This window comes from Pseudomonas sp. NY15356, assembly GCF_048068175.1.
Classification (GTDB): domain Bacteria; phylum Pseudomonadota; class Gammaproteobacteria; order Pseudomonadales; family Pseudomonadaceae; genus Aquipseudomonas; species Aquipseudomonas putida_K.
This window is the reverse complement of sequence record NZ_JBLUPW010000039.1, coordinates 1-18,306: the sequence shown is the minus strand read 5'-3', so window position 1 is coordinate 18,306 and position 18,306 is coordinate 1. Positions and strand designations below refer to the sequence as shown.

Below are 18,306 nucleotides of genomic sequence, written 5' to 3'. Positions count from 1 at the left end.
CCCAATGGTCAATCAGTTGCCGTACACCGGCAGCTTCTTGCAGATCGCCTTGACCTTCTCGCGAACGGCATCGATCACCGCTTCGTTGTTCAGGTCAGCCAGGATGTCGCAGATCCAGCCAGCCAGCTCACGGCACTCAGCTTCCTTGAAGCCGCGGGTGGTCACCGCCGGGGTGCCGAAACGCAGGCCCGAGGTGACGAACGGGGAGCGTGGATCGTTCGGCACCGAGTTCTTGTTGACGGTGATGAACGCCTTGCCCAAGGCCGCGTCAGCGTCTTTGCCGGAGATATCCTGCTTGATCAGCGACAGCAGGAACAGGTGGTTCTGGGTGCCGCCGGATACGACGTCGAAGCCACGCTCGATGAACACGCTGGCCATGGCCTGGGCGTTCTTCACCACTTGCTGCTGATAGGCCTTGAACTCAGGCTGCAGGGCTTCCTTGAAGCAGATGGCCTTGGCAGCGATGACGTGCTCCAGCGGGCCGCCCTGGGCGCCCGGGAAGACGGCTGCGTTGAGCTTCTTCTCGATCTCTTCGTTCTTGCGAGCGAGGATCAGGCCGCCACGTGGGCCGCGCAGGGTCTTGTGGGTGGTGGTGGTGACCACGTCGGCGAACGGCACCGGGTTCGGGTAGACGCCAGCGGCGACCAGGCCGGCCACGTGGGCCATGTCGACGAACAGGTAGGCACCGACCTTGTCGGCGATGGCGCGGAAGCGGGCGAAGTCCAGGACCTGGGAGTAGGCCGAGAAGCCGGCGACGATCATCTTCGGCTTGTGCTCGACTGCCAGGCGCTCGACTTCGTCGTAGTCGATCAGGCCGTTGGCATCGATGCCGTACTGGATGGCGTTGTACAGCTTGCCCGAGGAGCTGACGCTGGCGCCGTGGGTCAGGTGGCCGCCGTGGGCCAGGCTCATGCCCAGGATGGTATCGCCAGCCGACAGCAGGGCCAGGTAGACCGCAGCGTTGGCCTGGGAGCCGGCGTGTGGCTGGACGTTGGCGTAGTCGGCGCCGAACAGTTGCTTGGCGCGGTCGATGGCCAGTTGCTCGACGACATCGACGTACTCGCAACCACCGTAGTAGCGCTTGCCTGGGTAGCCTTCGGCGTACTTGTTGGTCAGTACCGAGCCCTGGGCCTCCATGACCGCGGGGCTGGTGTAGTTTTCAGAAGCGATCAGCTCGATGTGCTCTTCCTGGCGCAGAGCTTCTTGCTGCATGGCTTCGAAGAGCTCGGCGTCGTACTTGGCAATGGTCAAATCACGGCTGAACATGGCGGTCCTCAAGGATCGGGCTGAATTGGGGGGGCATTCTAACCGATTGATCGGCGCCTGGCATATGAAGTGGCATCAAGTTGCGGACCGATGGGGCTCATGTTACAGGCCGCGTGGCGACTGGGCTTCAGTTGACTTTCAGGTCCGGTTTTTTGCCTGCTGCGCTGGGCCCTTGTAGGAGCGGCCTTGTGCCGCGAAAGGGCTGCAAGGCAGCCCCGGCAATTTCTGTCAGGACGCAGATCCTGGGGGCGCTTCGCACCCCTTTCGCGGCACAAGGCCGCTCCTACAGGAGGCCATATGGCACCACGGTCACTGGAACATGAACAGGGTCTCGTTGCTGAACTGCGCCTCGAACTGGCCGGCTGGCATTGGCCGCCCGAACAGATAGCCCTGCACTTCGTCGCAGCCGTGTTCGCGCAGGAATTCCAGCTGCTCGTGGGTTTCCACACCCTCGGCGATCACCGCCAGGTTCAGGCTGTGGGCCATGGCGATGATCGCGCGAGCGATCTGCGCATCCTGCTCGCCTTCGGGCAGGCCGTCGACGAAGGTGCGGTCGATCTTCAACACGTCGATGGGGAATTGCTTGAGGTAGTTCAGCGACGAATAGCCGGTGCCGAAGTCGTCGACCGCGATGCTCAGGCCCAGGACCTTCAAACCGTCGAGGATCTGCATGGCCTCGTCGACGTCGCGCATCAGGATGCTTTCGGTCAGTTCCAGCTCGAGGCAGGCCGGCGGCAAGCCGATTTCCTCGAGAATGGTGGCGATGCGCGTGCCCAGCTGGCCGTCTGAGAACTGCCGTGCCGAGATGTTCACCGAGACCTTGGGCACCCGCACCTTGGCCTTGTGCCAGGCCTTGAGCTGGCGGCTGGCTTCGCGCAGCACCCAGTCGCCGACATCGACCACCAGGCCCAGCTCCTCGATCACCGGGATGAAGTCGCCCGGCGGTACCAGCCCCCGGCGCGGGTGGCGCCAGCGCAGCAGGGCCTCGGCCCCGGTCAGCCGCTTGCCATCGCCGCTGAACTGCGGCTGGTAGTAGAGAATGAATTCGTTCTGCTCCAACGCATGGCGCAGGTCGCTCTCCAGCTCCAGGCGCTCCAGGGCGCTGGCGTTCATATCGGCCTGGTAGAACTGGAAGTTGTTCTTGCCGCGTTCCTTGGCGTGGTACATGGCGGTGTCGGCGTTCTTCATCAACTGGCTCAGTTCGCTGCCGTCCTGCGGGCTCAGGGCGATGCCGATGCTGGCGGTGACGAAGAATTCGCGGTTTTCCAGCACGAACGGCCGCACCAGGCTGCCGAGAATGTTCTCAGCCACATGGATGGCGCGATTCAGGGCCATCTCGCGGCTGGCCCGGGGCTGCAGCAGCAGAGTGAATTCATCGCCGCCCATGCGCGCCACGGTGTCATCGTCATCGACGCAGGCCAGCAGGCGCTGGGCCATGTCCTTGAGCATGCGGTCGCCTGCGGCATGGCCGAGGGAGTCGTTGATCGGCTTGAAGCGGTCCAGGTCCAGGAACATCAGCACCACCCACGCCTTGTGCCGCTCGGCCTGTTGCAGCGCCGTATACAGGCGGTCCTGGAACAGGGTGCGGTTGGGCAGGTGGGTCAGGGCATCGTAGTAGGCCAGGCGATGGATGCGCTGCTCGCTGGCCTTGCGCTCGCTGATGTCGGTGAAGAAGCATACGTAGCTGGCCAGGTCGCCCTCGTCGTCGAGCACCGCGGTGATGCCGACCCAGGCCGGGTAGTGTTCACCGTCGCGACGCTTGAGCCAGACCTCGCCTTCCCAGCTGCCATGCTGGTGCAGTTGCTTGACCACGTAGCGCAGGTGCGCCTCTTGCTGCTCGTCGACGGTGAGCAGACTCGGCAGTTGATCGAGCACTTCGCTGACGTCGTAGCCGCTGACCCGGCTGAACGCTTCGTTGGCCTGCACGATGTAGCCGGCCGGGTCGGTGATGAGGATGGCCGAGGTGGAATGCTCGAAGACGGTCGCGGCCATGCGCAGGTCTTTTTCTGCGCGGCGTTGCTGGCTGATGTCGCGGCCCACGCCGAGCACACCCTCGAAGTGCTCGTGGTCGTCCCACACCAGCACCAGGCGCAGTTCGATGGGGATCTTGCGGCCATCGGCGCGCAGGCAGTCGAACAGGAAGATCTGGGTGGGCAGCTGGCTGCGCAGCTGTGCCAGTTGCTCGGAGTCGCCCAGGGCCTTGCTGACCCGCTCCAGCAGGCTGTAGATGCCAGTGAGCTGGGCCGGGTTGGCGATGATCGACTGCCAGCCGTGCTCGAAGATCCAGTCGGCCGGGTAGCCCAGCACGGCCTGTACCGAGGGGCTGACGTAATTGAGCTGCAGCTGGCTGTCGGTGGAGAAGATCACGTCGCTGATGCTCTCGGCCAGCATGCGGTAGCGCTGCTCGCTGTCGCGCAGCGACTCGCTGGCTTCGATCTGCACCGTCACGTCCTTGCCCACACCGATGATACGGGTGACCAAGCCGTCGGTGTCACGGGTCAGCACCTGTTCGCGAATCTCGTACCAGCGCCAACCCCCATCGCGGTGACGGAAACGCAACTGGCAGTGCAGCGACTGATCATGGCTGGTGTCGCGCTGTTGCCGGCGCAGTTGACGATAATGGTCGGCATCCTCGGGGTGCAGCAGCAGTTCCCAGAAACGGTCGCCCATCTGCGCCAGCTCCACCCGGTCGTAGCCCAGCGTCTGGCCCAGGTGGCGGTTGCTGAAGATGATCCGCTGGCTGTGCACGTCCTGCACATAGAGCTGGTCGGGAACGGTGCGGACCACGTCCGACCAGAAGCTTTCGCGCTCGAGCAGCGACAGTTCCACCTGCTTGCGGCTGGTGATATCGCTGATGCTCAAGATAACGGCCTGGTAGTCGCGCCGTTGCAATGGCAGGCGCGCCATCAGCCACAGGTGCAGTTCGCCGCCCAGGGGGGCGGGCAGGCGCACTTCGAGTTCCAGCAAACTGCGCTGTTCTATCAGCGCGTCGATCAATTGCATGCCGACGCTTTCACGGCTGTCGCCACTGCCGTCGATCAGGCGCTGCCAGGCGCCTTCATGGCAGTGCACATTGAGCAACTGGCGGGCGACCTGGTTGATTTCGGTGATCTTCAGTTCCTGCAACAGCGTACGGCGCAGGCTGGCGTCCAGGGCCAGGCTGTGCCGGAGTGCGGCGCGGTTGCGCAGGTGGTAGCGGTCGAGTTGGCCAGGCAGGCTGGAGAGGTCGAGCACGCACAGCGCCACGCCCGTGCCTTCGAAGATCTCGTGGTAGCGCCGGCGGTCTTCCTGCAAGGCCCGCTGCCGGCGACGCATGTTGATCAGGGCCAAGACCGGCAACAGGGCACAGAACAAAACCAGCAGACATTTGCCGATCAAGGCCGGAAGCAGCTCGGCCCGGGCTTGCCCGGCATCGAACAGGCCGCGCAGCTGCCAAGTACTGTTGTCGATGAAGGCCAGCATCACGCTTTGCAGGTTGTCCTTGTCGCGGTCAGGCGCGCCTTGCCCCTGGAGCACCTGGCCGCTGCGGCTGTTTTCCAACAGCCAGAGGCGGCCCTTGCCGGTGAGGTGTTCGGTGAGCTGCCGGTAGTAGTCGCTGGACAGGCGCAGCAGCCAGTAGCCGCGATCCGGGTCGGCCGGCTGGCGCAGCAGCAGGTAGATGAAGCGGTTGTCGGCCGAGTTGCCGAAGAAATAGGCGCCCCCCTGGTTGAGCCGCACCAGCTCGTCAAGCAATTGGCGGTCGGGGCTACCGGAGAGGCTGTCGCCCAGGACTCGTCCGGCGCTGTCCAGCCAGGCCAGGTGGCGCAGCCCGGGCAGGCGTGCGCGCAGGGTGCCGAGCACAGGTGGCAGCGCCTTTGCTGGCAGTGCGTCGGTATAAGGCTGGACCAGGTTCGCCGCCTGCTGGGCCTTGAGCGCCATGTTCAGGTTCAGGTGGTCGGCCAGCTCCGCGCTCGCCTTCAGGCTCTGCTGGTACAGGTCCGCCTGGGTATGGCGGTATTGGGCGAACAACTGCCACAACAACAGCCCCAGCAGGACCAGGGCCAGCAAAGCCAGCGCCGCCTTGAGCGAGCCACGCAAGGCACTGGCCGGAGCGGCTGGAGCAGGGCACAGCGACGGTGGTTGGGTGAGATTGGTCAAGCGTTGGACCTGCGATTTGGCTGGCGATGGCAGGGCGGACTATGCATGGGCCGTGCCCGGGCACAGGGCCGGGCGCACTATATAAGGTGACGCATGAAGCCGACTAGCATGCGCGCAATTATGGCAAAGTGCCACTCGTCTGTCCGCTGCCGATGGTCGTGGCGGGCGACGGCCATTCGGCAAGACCCTGTAAGCTGTGCGAGAATACCGGCCGCTTCATAGTCAACGCTTTTTGGAGATGTACGGTTTTGGTTACCCACTATTCCACCAATGGCCTCGATTCCGCCTGCGGGCGCAGCAGTCAGACCCTGGTCAGCACTGTCGTGGCCGATGACGTATCCTGCAAGTCCTGCCAGCGCTCCCTGGCCAAGCCGGACGCCGCCGCTGCCGTGCGCAAGAGCCCGTCGCTGGCTGAGCTGCGCAAGTCGGCCAAGGCCGTCGCCGAGCCGGCTGCTGCAACTGTCGCACCGGCGGCCGTAGCGGCGAAACCTGCTGCCAAGCCTGCCGCCAAGCCGGTAGCGAGCACGCCGGCCCGGTCCGGCGGCTTCAGCGTCAAGGCCGCCTGGGCTGCACGCCTGGCCGAGCAGAACGACCGTTGCCGCCTGCCGCGCGGCAAGGCGAAGCAGTCGCACGTCTGAGCGCTGCGCCGGCAGTAACGACCCAATCGCGGGACAAGCCCGCTCCCACAGGTGCTTCGAAGACCGCGTAGAGCCTGTGGGAGCGGGCTTGTCCCGTGATCGGGCTGCAAAGCGGCCCTGCCACCTGTGAATCGCCACCAGTTGGCGTAGAATGGCCCACTTTGTTCAACGTCACCCCGTAAACACATGCGTCCCCTGGCCATTGCCGGGGTCGATGTCTTTACCTATCTGATAGAGGGCTTGGTTTTGGCTCAATACGTCTACACCATGCATCGGCTGAGCAAGGTCGTGCCGCCGAAGCGGGAAATTCTCAAGAACATTTCCCTGTCGTTCTTCCCAGGCGCCAAGATCGGCGTGCTCGGCCTGAACGGTGCGGGTAAATCGACCCTGCTGCGGATCATGGCCGGCGTCGACAAGGAGTTCGACGGCGAAGCCCGTCCGATGCCCGACATCAATGTCGGCTATCTGCCCCAGGAGCCGCAACTGGACCCGAGCAAGACCGTTCGCGAAGTGGTCGAGGAAGCGGTCAGCGTGATCAAGGATGCCCAGGCGCGTCTGGACGAGGTCTACGCCGCCTACGCCGAGCCTGATGCCGACTTCGACAAGCTGGCGGCCGAACAGGCCAAGCTCGAAGCCATCCTGCAGGCCGCCGACGGCCATAACCTGGAGCGCCAGCTGGACGTCGCCGCCGACGCCCTGCGCCTGCCGCCATGGGAGGCGAAGATCGAGCACCTCTCCGGTGGTGAAAAGCGTCGCGTGGCCTTGTGCCGCCTGCTGCTGTCGGCGCCCGACATGCTGCTGCTGGACGAGCCGACCAACCACCTGGACGCCGACTCGGTGGCCTGGCTCGAGCGTTTCCTGCACGACTTCCCCGGCACCGTGGTGGCGATTACCCACGACCGTTACTTCCTGGACAACGTCGCTGGCTGGATCCTGGAACTGGACCGCGGCGCCGGTATCCCGTACGAAGGCAACTACTCGGGCTGGCTGGAGGCCAAGTCGGCGCGTCTGGAGCAGGAATCCAAGCAGCAGAGCGCCCACGAGAAGGCCATGAAAGAGGAACTGGAGTGGGTGCGCAAAGGCGCCAAGGCCCGCCAGTCCAAGTCCAAGGCCCGTCTGGCGCGCTTCGAGGAAATGCAGTCGCAGGAATTCCAGAAGCGCAGCGAGACCAACGAGATCTACATCCCGGCAGGCCCGCGCCTGGGTGACAAGGTCATCGAGTTCAAGAACGTCACCAAGGGCTATGGCGATCGCGTGCTGATCGACAATCTGTCGTTCTCCATGCCCAAGGGCGCCATCGTCGGCGTGATCGGCGGCAACGGTGCCGGTAAGTCGACCCTGTTCCGTATGCTGATGGGCAAGGAGCAGCCGGACTCGGGCAGCATCGAAATCGGTGAAACCGTGCAGCTGGCCTGCGTCGACCAGAGCCGCGAGGACCTGGACGGTGCCAAGACCGTGTTCCAGCAGATCTCCGACGGTTCGGACATGATCCGCATCGGCAACTACGAGATCCCGTCGCGCACCTACGTCGGTCGCTTCAACTTCAAGGGCGGCGACCAGCAGAAGTTCGTCAAGGACCTCTCCGGTGGTGAGCGTGGTCGCTTGCACCTGGCCCTGACCCTGAAGGAGGGCGGTAACGTCCTGCTGCTCGACGAACCGTCCAACGACCTTGACGTGGAAACCCTGCGTTCGCTGGAAGAAGCCCTGCTGGACTTCCCAGGCGCCGCGATCGTGATTTCCCACGACCGTTGGTTCCTGGACCGCGTGGCCACTCACATCCTGGCCTACGAGGACGACTCGAACGTGGTGTTCTTCGAAGGCAACTACACCGAGTACGAAGCCGACCGCAAGAAGCGCCTGGGTGATGCCGCTGCCCAGCCACACCGGGTACGGCACAAGAAGCTGGCCCAGTAAGCCGGCACACGTTGCACAACAATGGGGCCCTTCGGGGCCCTATTTTCGTGCGCGCTGTGTCCGGTTTACAACCGGGATTGCCTGGTTTTACGGCCGCTGCGCGCCCGATCGCGGCACAAGGCCGCTCCTACAGGATTTGTATACAGTTATAGAAAATGCACTAAAAATTTTCAGAAAAACGACATGTCGCCCTGTTCCGGTGCGATTGGTTCTTGGTAAAGTCCGGAAAAAAACCAACAAGTCCCAATCCTCTTGGTGAGATGTCTACCATGATCGAATCCGTCGACGATTTCCTGGCCCGCCTCAAGCAGCGCGATCCGGCCCAGCCTGAGTTCCACCAGGCCGTGGAAGAAGTGCTGCGCAGCCTCTGGCCCTTCCTTGAAGCCAACCCCCGTTACCTGAAGGCCGGCATTCTCGAACGCATGGTCGAGCCGGAGCGCGCCGTACTGTTCCGCGTGTCATGGGTCGACGACCAAGGCAAGGTGCAGGTCAATCGCGGCTACCGTATCCAGATGAGCAGCGCCATCGGCCCGTACAAGGGCGGCTTGCGCTTCCACCCGTCGGTGAATCTGGGTGTGCTGAAATTCCTGGCCTTCGAACAGGTGTTCAAGAACTCGCTGACCTCGCTGCCCATGGGCGGCGGCAAGGGTGGTTCGGACTTCGATCCGAAGGGCAAGAGCGACGCTGAGGTCATGCGCTTCTGCCAGGCCTTCATGAGCGAGCTGTACCGCCACATCGGCGCCGACCTGGACGTGCCGGCCGGTGATATTGGTGTCGGGGCCCGCGAGATTGGCTACATGTTCGGCCAATACAAGCGCCTGGCCAACCAGTTCACCTCGGTGCTGACCGGCAAGGGCATGACCTATGGCGGCAGCCTGATCCGTCCGGAAGCCACCGGCTACGGCTGCGTGTACTTCGCCGAAGAGATGCTCAAGCGCCGCGACCTGCGTATCGATGGCCGCCGCGTGGCGATTTCCGGCTCCGGCAACGTGGCCCAGTACGCCGCACGCAAGGTCATGGACCTGGGCGGCAAGGTGATCTCGCTGTCCGACTCCGAAGGCACCCTGTTCTGTGAAGCGGGCCTGACCGACGAGCAGTGGGATGCACTGATGGAGCTCAAGAACGTCAAGCGTGGCCGTATCAGCGAGCTGGCCAGCCTGTACGGTCTGGAGTTCCGCAAGGGCCAGACCCCGTGGAGCCTGCCGTGCGACATCGCCCTGCCATGCGCCACCCAGAACGAGCTGAACGCCGAAGACGCCCGCGCCCTGCTGGCCAACGGCTGCATCTGCGTGGCCGAAGGCGCCAACATGCCGACCACCCTCGAGGCTGTGGATATCTTCCTGGAAGCCGGGATCTTGTATGCCCCGGGCAAGGCCTCCAACGCCGGTGGTGTAGCCGTCTCGGGCCTGGAGATGTCGCAGAACGCCATGCGCCTGCTGTGGACCGCCGGTGAAGTGGACAGCAAGCTGCACAACATCATGCAATCGATCCACCACGCGTGCGTGCACTACGGCGAAGAGGCCGACGGCACCATCAACTACGTCAAGGGCGCCAATATCGCGGGCTTCGTGAAGGTCGCCGATGCGATGCTGGCCCAGGGCGTGGTCTGATTCGAGCCGCGGGGGCGGCTTGGCGCCCATTTCGGGCCACACGGCCGCGCATACAGAAGTGTCCGTCCCCCTGTAGTTGGGCCGTTGTGCCGCGAAAGGGCTGCAACGCAGCCCCAGCCATCTTAATCTTCAGTCAAAATGGCCACCACCTCGATCATCTGATCTCCTGCCGGCCTTCGCCACAGCACCTCGTCCCCAGGCCCAGCCCCCAGCAGCGCTCGCCCCAGGGGCGATCCCCAATTGACCAACCCACGCAGCGCATCGGCCTGGTCCTCACCCACCAGCTGCACCTGCTGCTCCTGGCCCTCGTCATCGACGAAGCGCACCCGGCTGCCGATCTGTACCTTTTCCGTGGATGTGGCCGGTGGCACCACCTGGGCACTCTGTACCCGGGCCGTGAAATAACGCAGGTCCCGCTCGGTGTCGGCCAGGCGCTGCTTGTCGGTACGTTCGCCCTGGCCCAGCAGCTCGCTGCGCAGCGCATTGAGCTCGGCCACTCGTTGCTGCAACTGGGCAAGGCCGGTGGCGGTGACATAATTGGGCTGGTCGCTGACCCGCCGCTCCACCGGCTGGCTGGCCTGGGCGGCGGCCTGGTCTTCGTTGACGAATGCTCGGCTCATGAAAGGCCTCCTTGTGCAGGAGACCATGGTGGCAGGGAGTGGGTTTCAACGGTTGTCCGTTTGCGACTCATTGGCGGCGATAGGCGCGTGCGGCGCCGCGATCCTTCTCCTGCTGCCAGTCCCGGTCACGTTCGTCCCAGTAGCGTTCGCGGTACTGGCGCAGGTCTTCGTTGCTCTGCATGGCGTGGCATTGGCGGAAGCCGTCGTCCCAGCCGCTGGCGTACTGGCGCTCGTGCAGGTAGCGCGGCACGTTCTTGCGAAAATCCCCGACCATAAGCCCTGCAGCTTGGCGGCCGCTGCTGCAACCGTCGCCGAAGCCATCGGCATAGGCCGGTGGGTAGCCTTGGTCGATCATCTGTTCATGGGCCGACTGGCAACCCACCAAGAGCAACGTTATCCACAAACCGAACCCGTACCGCCACATATCCACAACCTCCGACCGACAGGTGAAAGTCTAGGTGGCGATTTGTCGGGGGGCTGTCAAAACGGTGTCAAAGGCTCGATGCGGTGATTGCCCCGCGATTGGGCCGCAAAGCGGCCCTGTTCGCGTCAGTAGTGGTACCACTTCAATTCGAGCATCACCTCGTTCTGTGCGGTAGCCAAGTGGCTGAACTCGCGACTGGCGCTCAGGCGCAGCCCCAGGTTCTGGCTGATCTCCCATTGCTGATTGAGGCTCAGGCTGCGACGCACCTCGCCATTGGCGAAGTAGTCCCCCTTGGCCTCCAAGGTCAGGTTGCCCAGCCCGTTGCGCCACAGCAGGCCTCCATTGAAGCCGGCAGCTGGGGCGACGAACTGGGCGAAGTCGTTGTGATGCTCGACCCGCAGCGTGCCCAGGGCAAAGCCCAGCAGGCCGTCGGCCAACTGCCAGGTGGCGCCGGCCCCGCCATTGATATGGCTGACCAGCACCTCGTCGTCATGCTTGCCCGGCACTCGTTCCAGCCCGCCTGCCACCTGCCAAGACCAGGGCTGCAACAACGCGTTGCGCGGGGTCAGGGAGCGGATCGTCGCCAAGTCCAGGCGCTGCACTTGCCAGTCGTTGCCTTCGTACTGGCGCAGCTTGAGCTGGAGAATCTCGATCTGCGCACCCAGGGGGAAGCCATAGGCGTTGTCGTTGAGGTCGTGGTAGGCCATGCGCAGGCCATATTCGGCGTAGGCGCGGTCTTCCCGGGTACCGACCCCCAGCTGCCAGGTGCGCGACTGATGGCCGTCCTCGGGTAGGCCCGGGCGTTCGATCTGCAGGGGCGGCGGCGGGTTGCGGTTGATTGCCCGTAACAGTTCGAAGCTGCGCCTGGCCTGGGCAGGGTCGCGTTGCTGACCGTTGGCGCGGTAGCGTTCCAGCCGGTAGGCCGCGTCCTGCACCAGGGCCTGGCGGTCACGGGGCAGGGCGGTGAAGGCCGGCGACTGCAACAGGTCGGTGTCGGCGCTGACGGCCAGCACCTGTTGTTTTTCCTCATGGTCCAGCGGCTCGGCGCGGGCCAGCAGCTCGCGTTCGCGGGAAGGCCGGTAGTGAACGCTGGCCACCAGGCCCGATTGCTTGACCGCCTTGACCGTGTCGGTGGGGATGGCGGTCAGCGGGAACTGCGAAGTCAGGTCCAGGCTCGGGCGCGCGACCTGCAGCAGCTCCAGCAGGCGGTAGGAGCAGTTCTCGTCGAAGAAGAAGTAGTCGAACTGGATCTGCTTGAGCTCCCACACGTGCTCGACCATGCGTCCGGTTTCCTCTGGGGTGAGGTCCAGCTGGTACTCCCACAGGTCCCGGTTTTCCAGGCTGCGGTATTCGGAGAGCTTCTCTTGGTAGGGCATCAGTGCGAACAGGCCGGGGTAGCCGCCCATCAGGCCTTTCCAGGCATAGAGGATGCTGTTGTCACTGCCTTCGATATAGGCGCCGAAATTGATCGCGTAGCTCAGCAGCGCCGTGTCGTCGCTACGGGTTTTCGACTGGTCGATGCGCAGCAGGGTATGGCCGAACATCGACGAAGGGCTGTTCAGGTAGGCGGCCGGGAACACCAGCACGGCACTGTGCGGGTCGATGGACTGGTACCAGGTCGCGAACTCCTGGCAGTCAGGTTGCGGTAGATCGGTGAGCTGCAGCTGCTCACGCAGCCAGCGGGTGCGCGCCGGGAACACGCACTGGGCATGCTTGTCACCCAGGCTGGCCGGGGCATACAGCGCTTGCACCGTAGCCTGGAGCTCCTGCTCGGGGTGATGGGCGCCGTCTTCGGCGAGGAAGAAGGCATCGTCGTCCACATAGCTGCGCCAGCCACCGAGCTTGGCCGTTTCGTAGTGGCCGAGGGCGATCCAGTAGGGCGTCGAGGCCAGTTGTCGTACACGGGCCGGGTCGAGCTGTGGCGCGGCATGAAGCGGGGCACTGGCGACCAGCGCCAGGCAAGCGAGGCGTTTGAGCATATCGGGCAACTACGTCTGGATGATGCCGAAGGTGAAATTGACCGAACCCGCCCCGAAGCCGGGGCGGGAAGGGCAGGACTCAGGCCTCGGTGGCGTACTTGGCCAGGCGTGGGTCGCTCTTGAGCACAGCCAGGGTGTTGCTGTGGACGGTTTCGGCGGTGACGTCGGCGCTGCTGAAGATCTCGCTGAAGTGCTGGTGGGTGACGGCGGCGAAGTGCGCGCGGTCTTCAGGTGCCACGCCGAGGACCACGGCGTAGGTGGTCAGGGCTTCGCCCTGGCCCTGGGCCATGTCTTCGGAGAGTTCGTTCATCATGCCGTTCATGGCGAACCAGGACTTGCCGCCATAGGTCAGGGAGGCCTTGGTCGAGCAGCCGTTGGTGCCCGAGGTCATGCCGAACGTCGCGTTGCCGGAGGTGCCGTTGGTGGTGGAGGCCAGGAAGTGGGCCGGTGTGCCGCGCTGGCCCTCGAAGAGCATGTTGCCCCAGCCGCAGTTCGGGCCACCTGGCGCTTCGGCCATGGCGTTGATCGAGACAGCGGCGAACAGAGTACCCAGAAGAATCCGTTTCATAGCTTTGTTCTCTTTCGTAGACGTACCAATGGTCAGGGTTCTGGCAACGCGGTTGCCAGGTCGGGAAAGCAAATACGCCCACCCGCGCAGGTTGGAGTTTAGGCATGATCCAAAGGTTGCGTTATTTATTGCGAAAAATTGCATGTGTGGATGTACCTGTGCCCCTGCGACATAAAGTCCCGGCAAGCCTTGCAAGCTGCGCGCAGGCAGCGCCAGAATGCCTGTCATCCGCCCCGCCGAAGTAAGGAAACCCAATGCCCGATCCTGTCGCCTCGCGCCTGCGTCTCGCGCCCGAAGCCCTGACCCGGCGTTTCTCCGCTGAACAGTTTGCCTTTGCCACCACCGACGATCTGGAGCCGTTTCGAGGCGTCCTGGGCCAGGAGCGTGCCGTCGAGGCCCTGCAATTCGGCGTGGCCATGCCGCGCCCCGGCTACAACGTGTATGTAATGGGCGAGCCCGGCACCGGGCGCTTCTCGTTCGTCAAGCGCTACCTCAAGGCCGAGGGCAAGCGCCAGCAGACCCCCGCCGACTGGGTCTACGTCAACAACTTCGACGAAACCCGCGAACCCCGGGCCCTGGAGCTGCCGGCCGGGAGCGCCAGCGAATTCATCGCCGACATGAGCGGCCTGATCGACAACCTGCTGTCGACCTTCCCGGCGGTGTTCGAACACCCGTCCTACCAGCAGAAGAAGGGGGCCATCGACCGCGCCTTCAACCAGCGCTACGACCGTGCCCTGGACGTGATCGAGCGGGCGTCGCTGGAAAAGGACGTGGCCCTGTACCGCGACGCCAGCAATGTCGCCTTCACCCCCATGAGCGAGGGCAAGGCCCTGGACGAAGCCGAGTTCGCCCAGTTGCCCGAGGAGGTGCGCGAGCGGTTCCACGAGGACATCGCCGAACTCGAGGAGCGCCTCAACGAGGAGCTGGCCAGCCTGCCGCAATGGAAGCGTGAGTCGAACAACCAGCTGCGCCAACTCAACGAGGAAACCATCACCCTGGCGTTGCAGCCGTTGCTGGCGCCCTTGTCGGAGAAATACGCCGAGAACGCCGCGGTCTGCGCCTACCTGCAGTCCATGCAGCTGAACCTGCTGCGCACCGTGGTCGAGCAACTGGTCGACGACAGCAAGCCCGACGCTGTGGCGCGCAAGATGCTCGAGGAGCAGTATGCGCCGAGCCTGGTGGTCGGCCACCACGCCAGCGGCGGTGCGCCGATGGTGTTCGAACCTCACCCGACCTACGACAACCTGTTCGGGCGCATCGAGTACAGCACCGACCAAGGCGCGCTCTACACCTCCTATCGCCAGCTGCGCCCGGGCGCGCTGCACCGCGCCAACGGCGGCTTCCTGATCCTGGAAGCGGAAAAGATGCTCGGCGAGCCGTTCGTCTGGGACGCCCTCAAGCGGGCCCTGCAATCGCGCAAGCTGAAGATGGAGTCGCCCCTGGGCGAGCTGGGCCGGGTCGCGACGGTAACCCTTACGCCGCAGATGATCCCGCTCAACGTCAAGCTGGTGATCATCGGTTCGCGCCAGCTCTACTATGCCCTGCAGGACCACGACCCGGACTTCCAGGAGATGTTCCGGGTGCTGGTGGACTTCGACGAGGACATGCCGCTGGTCGATGAGAACCTCGAGCAGTTCGCCCAGTTGCTGCGTACGCGCACCAACGAGGAAGGCATGGCGCCGTTGACGGGGGATGCGGTGGCGCGCCTGGCCACCTACAGCGCCCGCCTGGCAGAAAACCAGTCGCGCCTGTCGGCACGTATCGGTGACCTGTTCCAGCTGGTCAGCGAAGCGGACTTCATCCGTCAGTTGGCCAACGAGGAGATGACCGACGCCGGGCACATCGAGCGCGCCCTCAAGGCCAAGGCCACCCGCACCGGGCGTGTTTCCCAGCGGGTGCTCGACGACATGCTCGCCGGGATCATCCTGATCGACACCGAAGGCGCGGCCATCGGCAAGTGCAACGGCCTGACCGTGCTCGAGGTGGGCGATTCGGCATTCGGTATGCCGGCACGTATCTCCGCCACCGTCTACCCGGGCGGCAGCGGCATCGTCGACATCGAGCGCGAGGTCAACCTGGGCCAGCCTATCCACTCCAAGGGCGTGATGATCCTCACCGGCTACCTGGGCAGCCGCTATGCCCAGGAGTTCCCCCTGGCGATCTCGGCGAGCATCGCCCTGGAGCAGTCCTATGGCTACGTCGATGGCGACAGTGCCTCGCTCGGCGAGGTCTGCACCCTGATCTCGGCGCTGTCGCGCACCCCGCTCAAGCAGTGCTTCGCCATCACCGGGTCGATCAATCAGTTCGGCGAGGTGCAGGCGGTCGGTGGGGTCAACGAGAAGATCGAGGGCTTCTTCCGGCTCTGCGAAGCGCGCGGCCTGACCGGCGAGCAGGGGGTGATCATCCCCCGTGCCAACGTCGCTACGCTGATGCTCGATGAGCGTGTGTTGCAGGCCGTCGAGGCCGGCCGCTTCCATGTCTACGCCGTCAGCCAGGCCGATGAGGCCTTGAGCCTGCTGGTGGGCGAGGAAGCCGGTGCGCCGGACGAGAAGGGCCAGTTCCCCGAGGGCAGCGTCAACGCCCGGGTGGTGGAGCGCCTACGAGTGATCGCCGAGATGATCAGCGAAGAAGACGTCAAGGAAGCCGAGAAGGAGCGCCTGGAGGAGGTGGTGGCCCAGGCCAGCCCGGCCTGAGTCAATTAACCGGCGCTGACGGCCAGTGGCTACCGTTTAGCGCCGGTTTTCCATCTTTTTCCGCGGGTCTTCTATGCTGGAACTTAAGGACGGCAGCAGCGTTCAGGATGGAAACAGCCCTGGGTTCCGGGCTGAACAAGGCTTCACGGAGGGGACGCCGCCATGCGCAACCTCAGCCTCACCCGCCAGTGCCTGGGCCTGGTGACCCGCATCGAATGCAGCATACGCCCGCTGGCTGGCGACACCGGCATGTGGACCCTGCTGTTCGCCGCCGGCATGGCGGGGGAGCAGCCTTCGGCCATCAAGGCCCAAGGGCCATTCCACGGGCCGATGGTGGCCGAGTCGGTGCTCAATGCCATTGTCGACAGCCTGACCCTGCACGGCTACCAAGTCGCCGATGATCCACAGATCTGGTGCCTGCACTTGCAGGCGCAGCTGCGCAGGATCAATGGCGAGCGTTGCCGCAACCTTGGGGATTTCCAGTTCCATCCCGAAACCTGAAGCCGAGGGGGCGTTGGCACGGTCTCTGTTCTGAACACAGCACAGGACAGGTGGGAGCCGGCTTGCCGGCGAATGGGCCGTAAATCGACCTCGACACTGGCAGGCTTTTGCTGTCGGGACGTGGATGGCTATACTCGCGCCTTGCTTTTTCGTCATCTCACGAGTCTCTACCCCCCATGGAACGTTTCCTCGAAAACGCGATGTATGCCTCGCGCTGGCTGCTCGCTCCGATCTACTTCGGCCTGTCCCTGGGCCTGCTGGCCCTGGCACTGAAATTCTTCCAGGAAGTCGTCCACGTCCTGCCCAACGTCTTCTCCTTGAGCGAAGCCGACCTGATCCTGGTGATCCTCTCGCTGATCGACATGTCGCTGGTCGGCGGCCTGCTGGTCATGGTGATGATCTCTGGCTACGAGAACTTCGTCTCGCAGCTGGACATCGACGACAGCAAGGAGAAGCTCAACTGGCTGGGCAAGATGGACTCTTCCTCGTTGAAGATGAAGGTTGCGGCGTCGATCGTGGCGATCTCCTCCATCCATCTGCTGCGGGTGTTCATGGATGCCCAGAACATCTCCACCGACTACCTGATGTGGTACGTGATCATCCATATGACGTTCGTCATCTCGGCCTTCGTCATGGGCTATCTGGATAAAGTCACCAAGCACTGACAGCACTGCTGTCGGCAGTACCCGCCGCCCGTCCGTTGCAAAAACGGACGGGCGGTCGCGTTCATGGCTTGTGGTTTTGCCTGGGCTGTACAAAAAATGAGCAGTCATGCGTGGTTCCCGTTGCGAGGTGCTCTCATGAACCTGCATCAGCTCAATGTCGAGGCCAGGGCCGGCCATGTCGATGAACTCAACCTGATCGCCATCGAAGGCGGCGACTACTTGCTCGAGGCCCGGGTCAAGGGGCATGCCCATCCGCTGGCCGATGTCCGTGGCGAACGGCTGCGGGTGCATTCGGTGGAGGATGCGCGCAGCCTGCTCAGTGCCGTGCCGCTGTTGTCCATGAACTTGGTGCACTGGTCCGTCCAGGACGAGATGTGCGGAATGGGCACGCACCCGGAAGAAGACCTGAAGGTGCCGATTTCCCAGCGTTCGGCCTGGTAGTTCTGATAGCTGATCACTGCGCCGCTGTGTGCTAGGCTTCACGCCCTTTTTCATGCAGGGCGGATTACCTTCGCCCTCAAGCGGAGAGTGACATGTCCGAACTCAACCTGACCACCGACGAATCGCGCGTCAGCTACGGCATCGGCCGTCAGCTGGGCGGCCAGCTGCGCGACAACCCACCGCCAGGCGTGAGCCTGGAAGCCATCCTGGCCGGCCTGACCGACGCCTTCAACGGCGTCGACAGCCGCGTCAGCGAGGCCGACCTGTCGGCCAGCTTCAAAGTCATCCGTGAAGTGATGCAGGCCGAAGCTGCTGCCAAGGCCGAAGCCGCCGCTGCTGCCGGCAAGGCCTTCCTGGTCGAGAACGCCAAGCGTGAAGGCATCATCACCCTGGCCTCGGGCCTGCAGTACGAAGTTCTGACCGCAGGCGAAGGCGCCAAGCCGAGCCGCGAAGACAACGTGCGTACCCATTACCACGGCACCCTGATCGACGGCACCGTGTTCGACAGCTCCTACGAGCGTGGCCAGCCGGCTGAATTCCCGGTCGGTGGCGTGATCGCTGGCTGGACCGAAGCCCTGCAGCTGATGAACGCCGGCAGCAAGTGGCGCTTGTACGTACCGAGCGAACTGGCCTACGGTGCCCAGGGCGTTGGTAGCATCCCGCCGCACAGCGTGCTGGTGTTCGACGTCGAGCTGCTCGACGTTCTGTAATGCCCTTGGGGCCGCGTTGCGGCCCTTTCGCGGGCCAACGCCCCCCCCACACCCCCCGGCCCCGGGGGCGGTGGGGCCGCCGTGGGGCGCCCTAGGGGCCCCACCCCCCCCCCGCTGTGAACCCCCCCCCCAATACCGGC

Annotated in this window: 14 protein-coding genes; 8 read left to right on the top strand and 6 right to left on the bottom strand. The window is 64.2% G+C overall.

The window, feature by feature from the left end:
* Positions 1 to 12: 12 nt before the first annotated feature.
* Both glyA and ACNFCI_RS22145 read right to left on the bottom strand, forming a co-directional pair.
* Positions 13 to 1,266, bottom strand: a complete 1,254-nt coding sequence (glyA, locus tag ACNFCI_RS22150) for a serine hydroxymethyltransferase (protein WP_084858448.1) — start codon at positions 1,264 to 1,266, stop codon at positions 13 to 15.
* Positions 1,267 to 1,575: 309 nt separating this feature from the next.
* Positions 1,576 to 5,403, bottom strand: a complete 3,828-nt coding sequence (locus ACNFCI_RS22145) for an EAL domain-containing protein (RefSeq protein ID WP_368830033.1) — start codon at positions 5,401 to 5,403, stop codon at positions 1,576 to 1,578.
* Positions 5,404 to 5,651: 248 nt separating this feature from the next.
* Between ACNFCI_RS22145 and ACNFCI_RS22140 the strand changes: the two genes are divergently transcribed.
* From ACNFCI_RS22140 to gdhA, 3 genes are all read left to right on the top strand, one after another.
* Positions 5,652 to 6,041, top strand: a complete 390-nt coding sequence (locus ACNFCI_RS22140; protein ID WP_084858633.1) for a hypothetical protein — start codon at positions 5,652 to 5,654, stop codon at positions 6,039 to 6,041.
* Positions 6,042 to 6,287: 246 nt separating this feature from the next.
* Entirely contained in the window at positions 6,288 to 7,955 is a 1,668-nt protein-coding gene (ettA, locus tag ACNFCI_RS22135) for an energy-dependent translational throttle protein EttA (RefSeq protein ID WP_084858638.1), read from the top strand.
* A gap of 269 nt (positions 7,956 to 8,224) precedes the next feature.
* Positions 8,225 to 9,565 (top strand): NADP-specific glutamate dehydrogenase, encoded by a 1,341-nt coding sequence (gdhA, locus tag ACNFCI_RS22130; RefSeq protein WP_368830032.1) that lies wholly within the window; start codon positions 8,225 to 8,227, stop codon positions 9,563 to 9,565.
* Positions 9,566 to 9,687: 122 nt separating this feature from the next.
* On the opposite strand, the gene ACNFCI_RS22125 is transcribed toward gdhA, so the two are convergent.
* From ACNFCI_RS22125 to ACNFCI_RS22110, 4 genes are all read right to left on the bottom strand, one after another.
* On the bottom strand, positions 9,688 to 10,185 hold the full coding sequence (locus tag ACNFCI_RS22125; RefSeq protein WP_224456950.1) for a GreA/GreB family elongation factor: 498 nt from the start codon (positions 10,183 to 10,185) through the stop codon (positions 9,688 to 9,690).
* A gap of 67 nt (positions 10,186 to 10,252) precedes the next feature.
* Positions 10,253 to 10,609, bottom strand: coding sequence for a hypothetical protein (locus tag ACNFCI_RS22120; RefSeq protein ID WP_084858631.1), 357 nt, complete (start codon positions 10,607 to 10,609; stop codon positions 10,253 to 10,255).
* 125 nt (positions 10,610 to 10,734) lie between these two features.
* A complete protein-coding gene (locus ACNFCI_RS22115) occupies positions 10,735 to 12,588 on the bottom strand; it encodes a DUF4105 domain-containing protein (RefSeq protein WP_368830031.1) in 1,854 nt (617 codons plus the stop codon).
* Positions 12,589 to 12,667: 79 nt separating this feature from the next.
* On the bottom strand, positions 12,668 to 13,156 hold the full coding sequence (locus ACNFCI_RS22110) for a DUF3015 domain-containing protein (RefSeq protein WP_084858629.1): 489 nt from the start codon (positions 13,154 to 13,156) through the stop codon (positions 12,668 to 12,670).
* A gap of 254 nt (positions 13,157 to 13,410) precedes the next feature.
* Here ACNFCI_RS22110 and ACNFCI_RS22105 point away from each other — a divergent pair, with 254 nt between their 5' ends.
* The 5 genes from ACNFCI_RS22105 to ACNFCI_RS22085 all read left to right on the top strand — a co-directional run bounded on the left by ACNFCI_RS22105 (position 13,411) and on the right by ACNFCI_RS22085 (position 18,166).
* Positions 13,411 to 15,849 carry a Lon protease family protein gene (locus ACNFCI_RS22105; RefSeq protein ID WP_368830030.1) on the top strand — a complete coding sequence of 813 codons (2,439 nt, stop codon included), beginning with the start codon at positions 13,411 to 13,413 and terminating at the stop codon, positions 15,847 to 15,849.
* Between the two features lie 162 nt (positions 15,850 to 16,011).
* Positions 16,012 to 16,350, top strand: a complete 339-nt coding sequence (locus ACNFCI_RS22100; RefSeq protein WP_084858627.1) for a hypothetical protein — start codon at positions 16,012 to 16,014, stop codon at positions 16,348 to 16,350.
* A gap of 176 nt (positions 16,351 to 16,526) precedes the next feature.
* On the top strand, positions 16,527 to 17,015 hold the full coding sequence (locus ACNFCI_RS22095; RefSeq protein ID WP_084858626.1) for a TIGR00645 family protein: 489 nt from the start codon (positions 16,527 to 16,529) through the stop codon (positions 17,013 to 17,015).
* A 135-nt stretch (positions 17,016 to 17,150) separates the two neighbouring features.
* Positions 17,151 to 17,456, top strand: a complete 306-nt coding sequence (locus tag ACNFCI_RS22090; RefSeq protein WP_084858625.1) for a DUF6482 family protein — start codon at positions 17,151 to 17,153, stop codon at positions 17,454 to 17,456.
* Between the two features lie 92 nt (positions 17,457 to 17,548).
* The gene (locus ACNFCI_RS22085) at positions 17,549 to 18,166 is read left to right on the top strand and encodes an FKBP-type peptidyl-prolyl cis-trans isomerase (RefSeq protein WP_368830029.1); all 618 of its coding nucleotides are present in this window, start codon (positions 17,549 to 17,551) and stop codon (positions 18,164 to 18,166) included.
* The last annotated feature ends 140 nt before the right edge of the window (positions 18,167 to 18,306 follow it).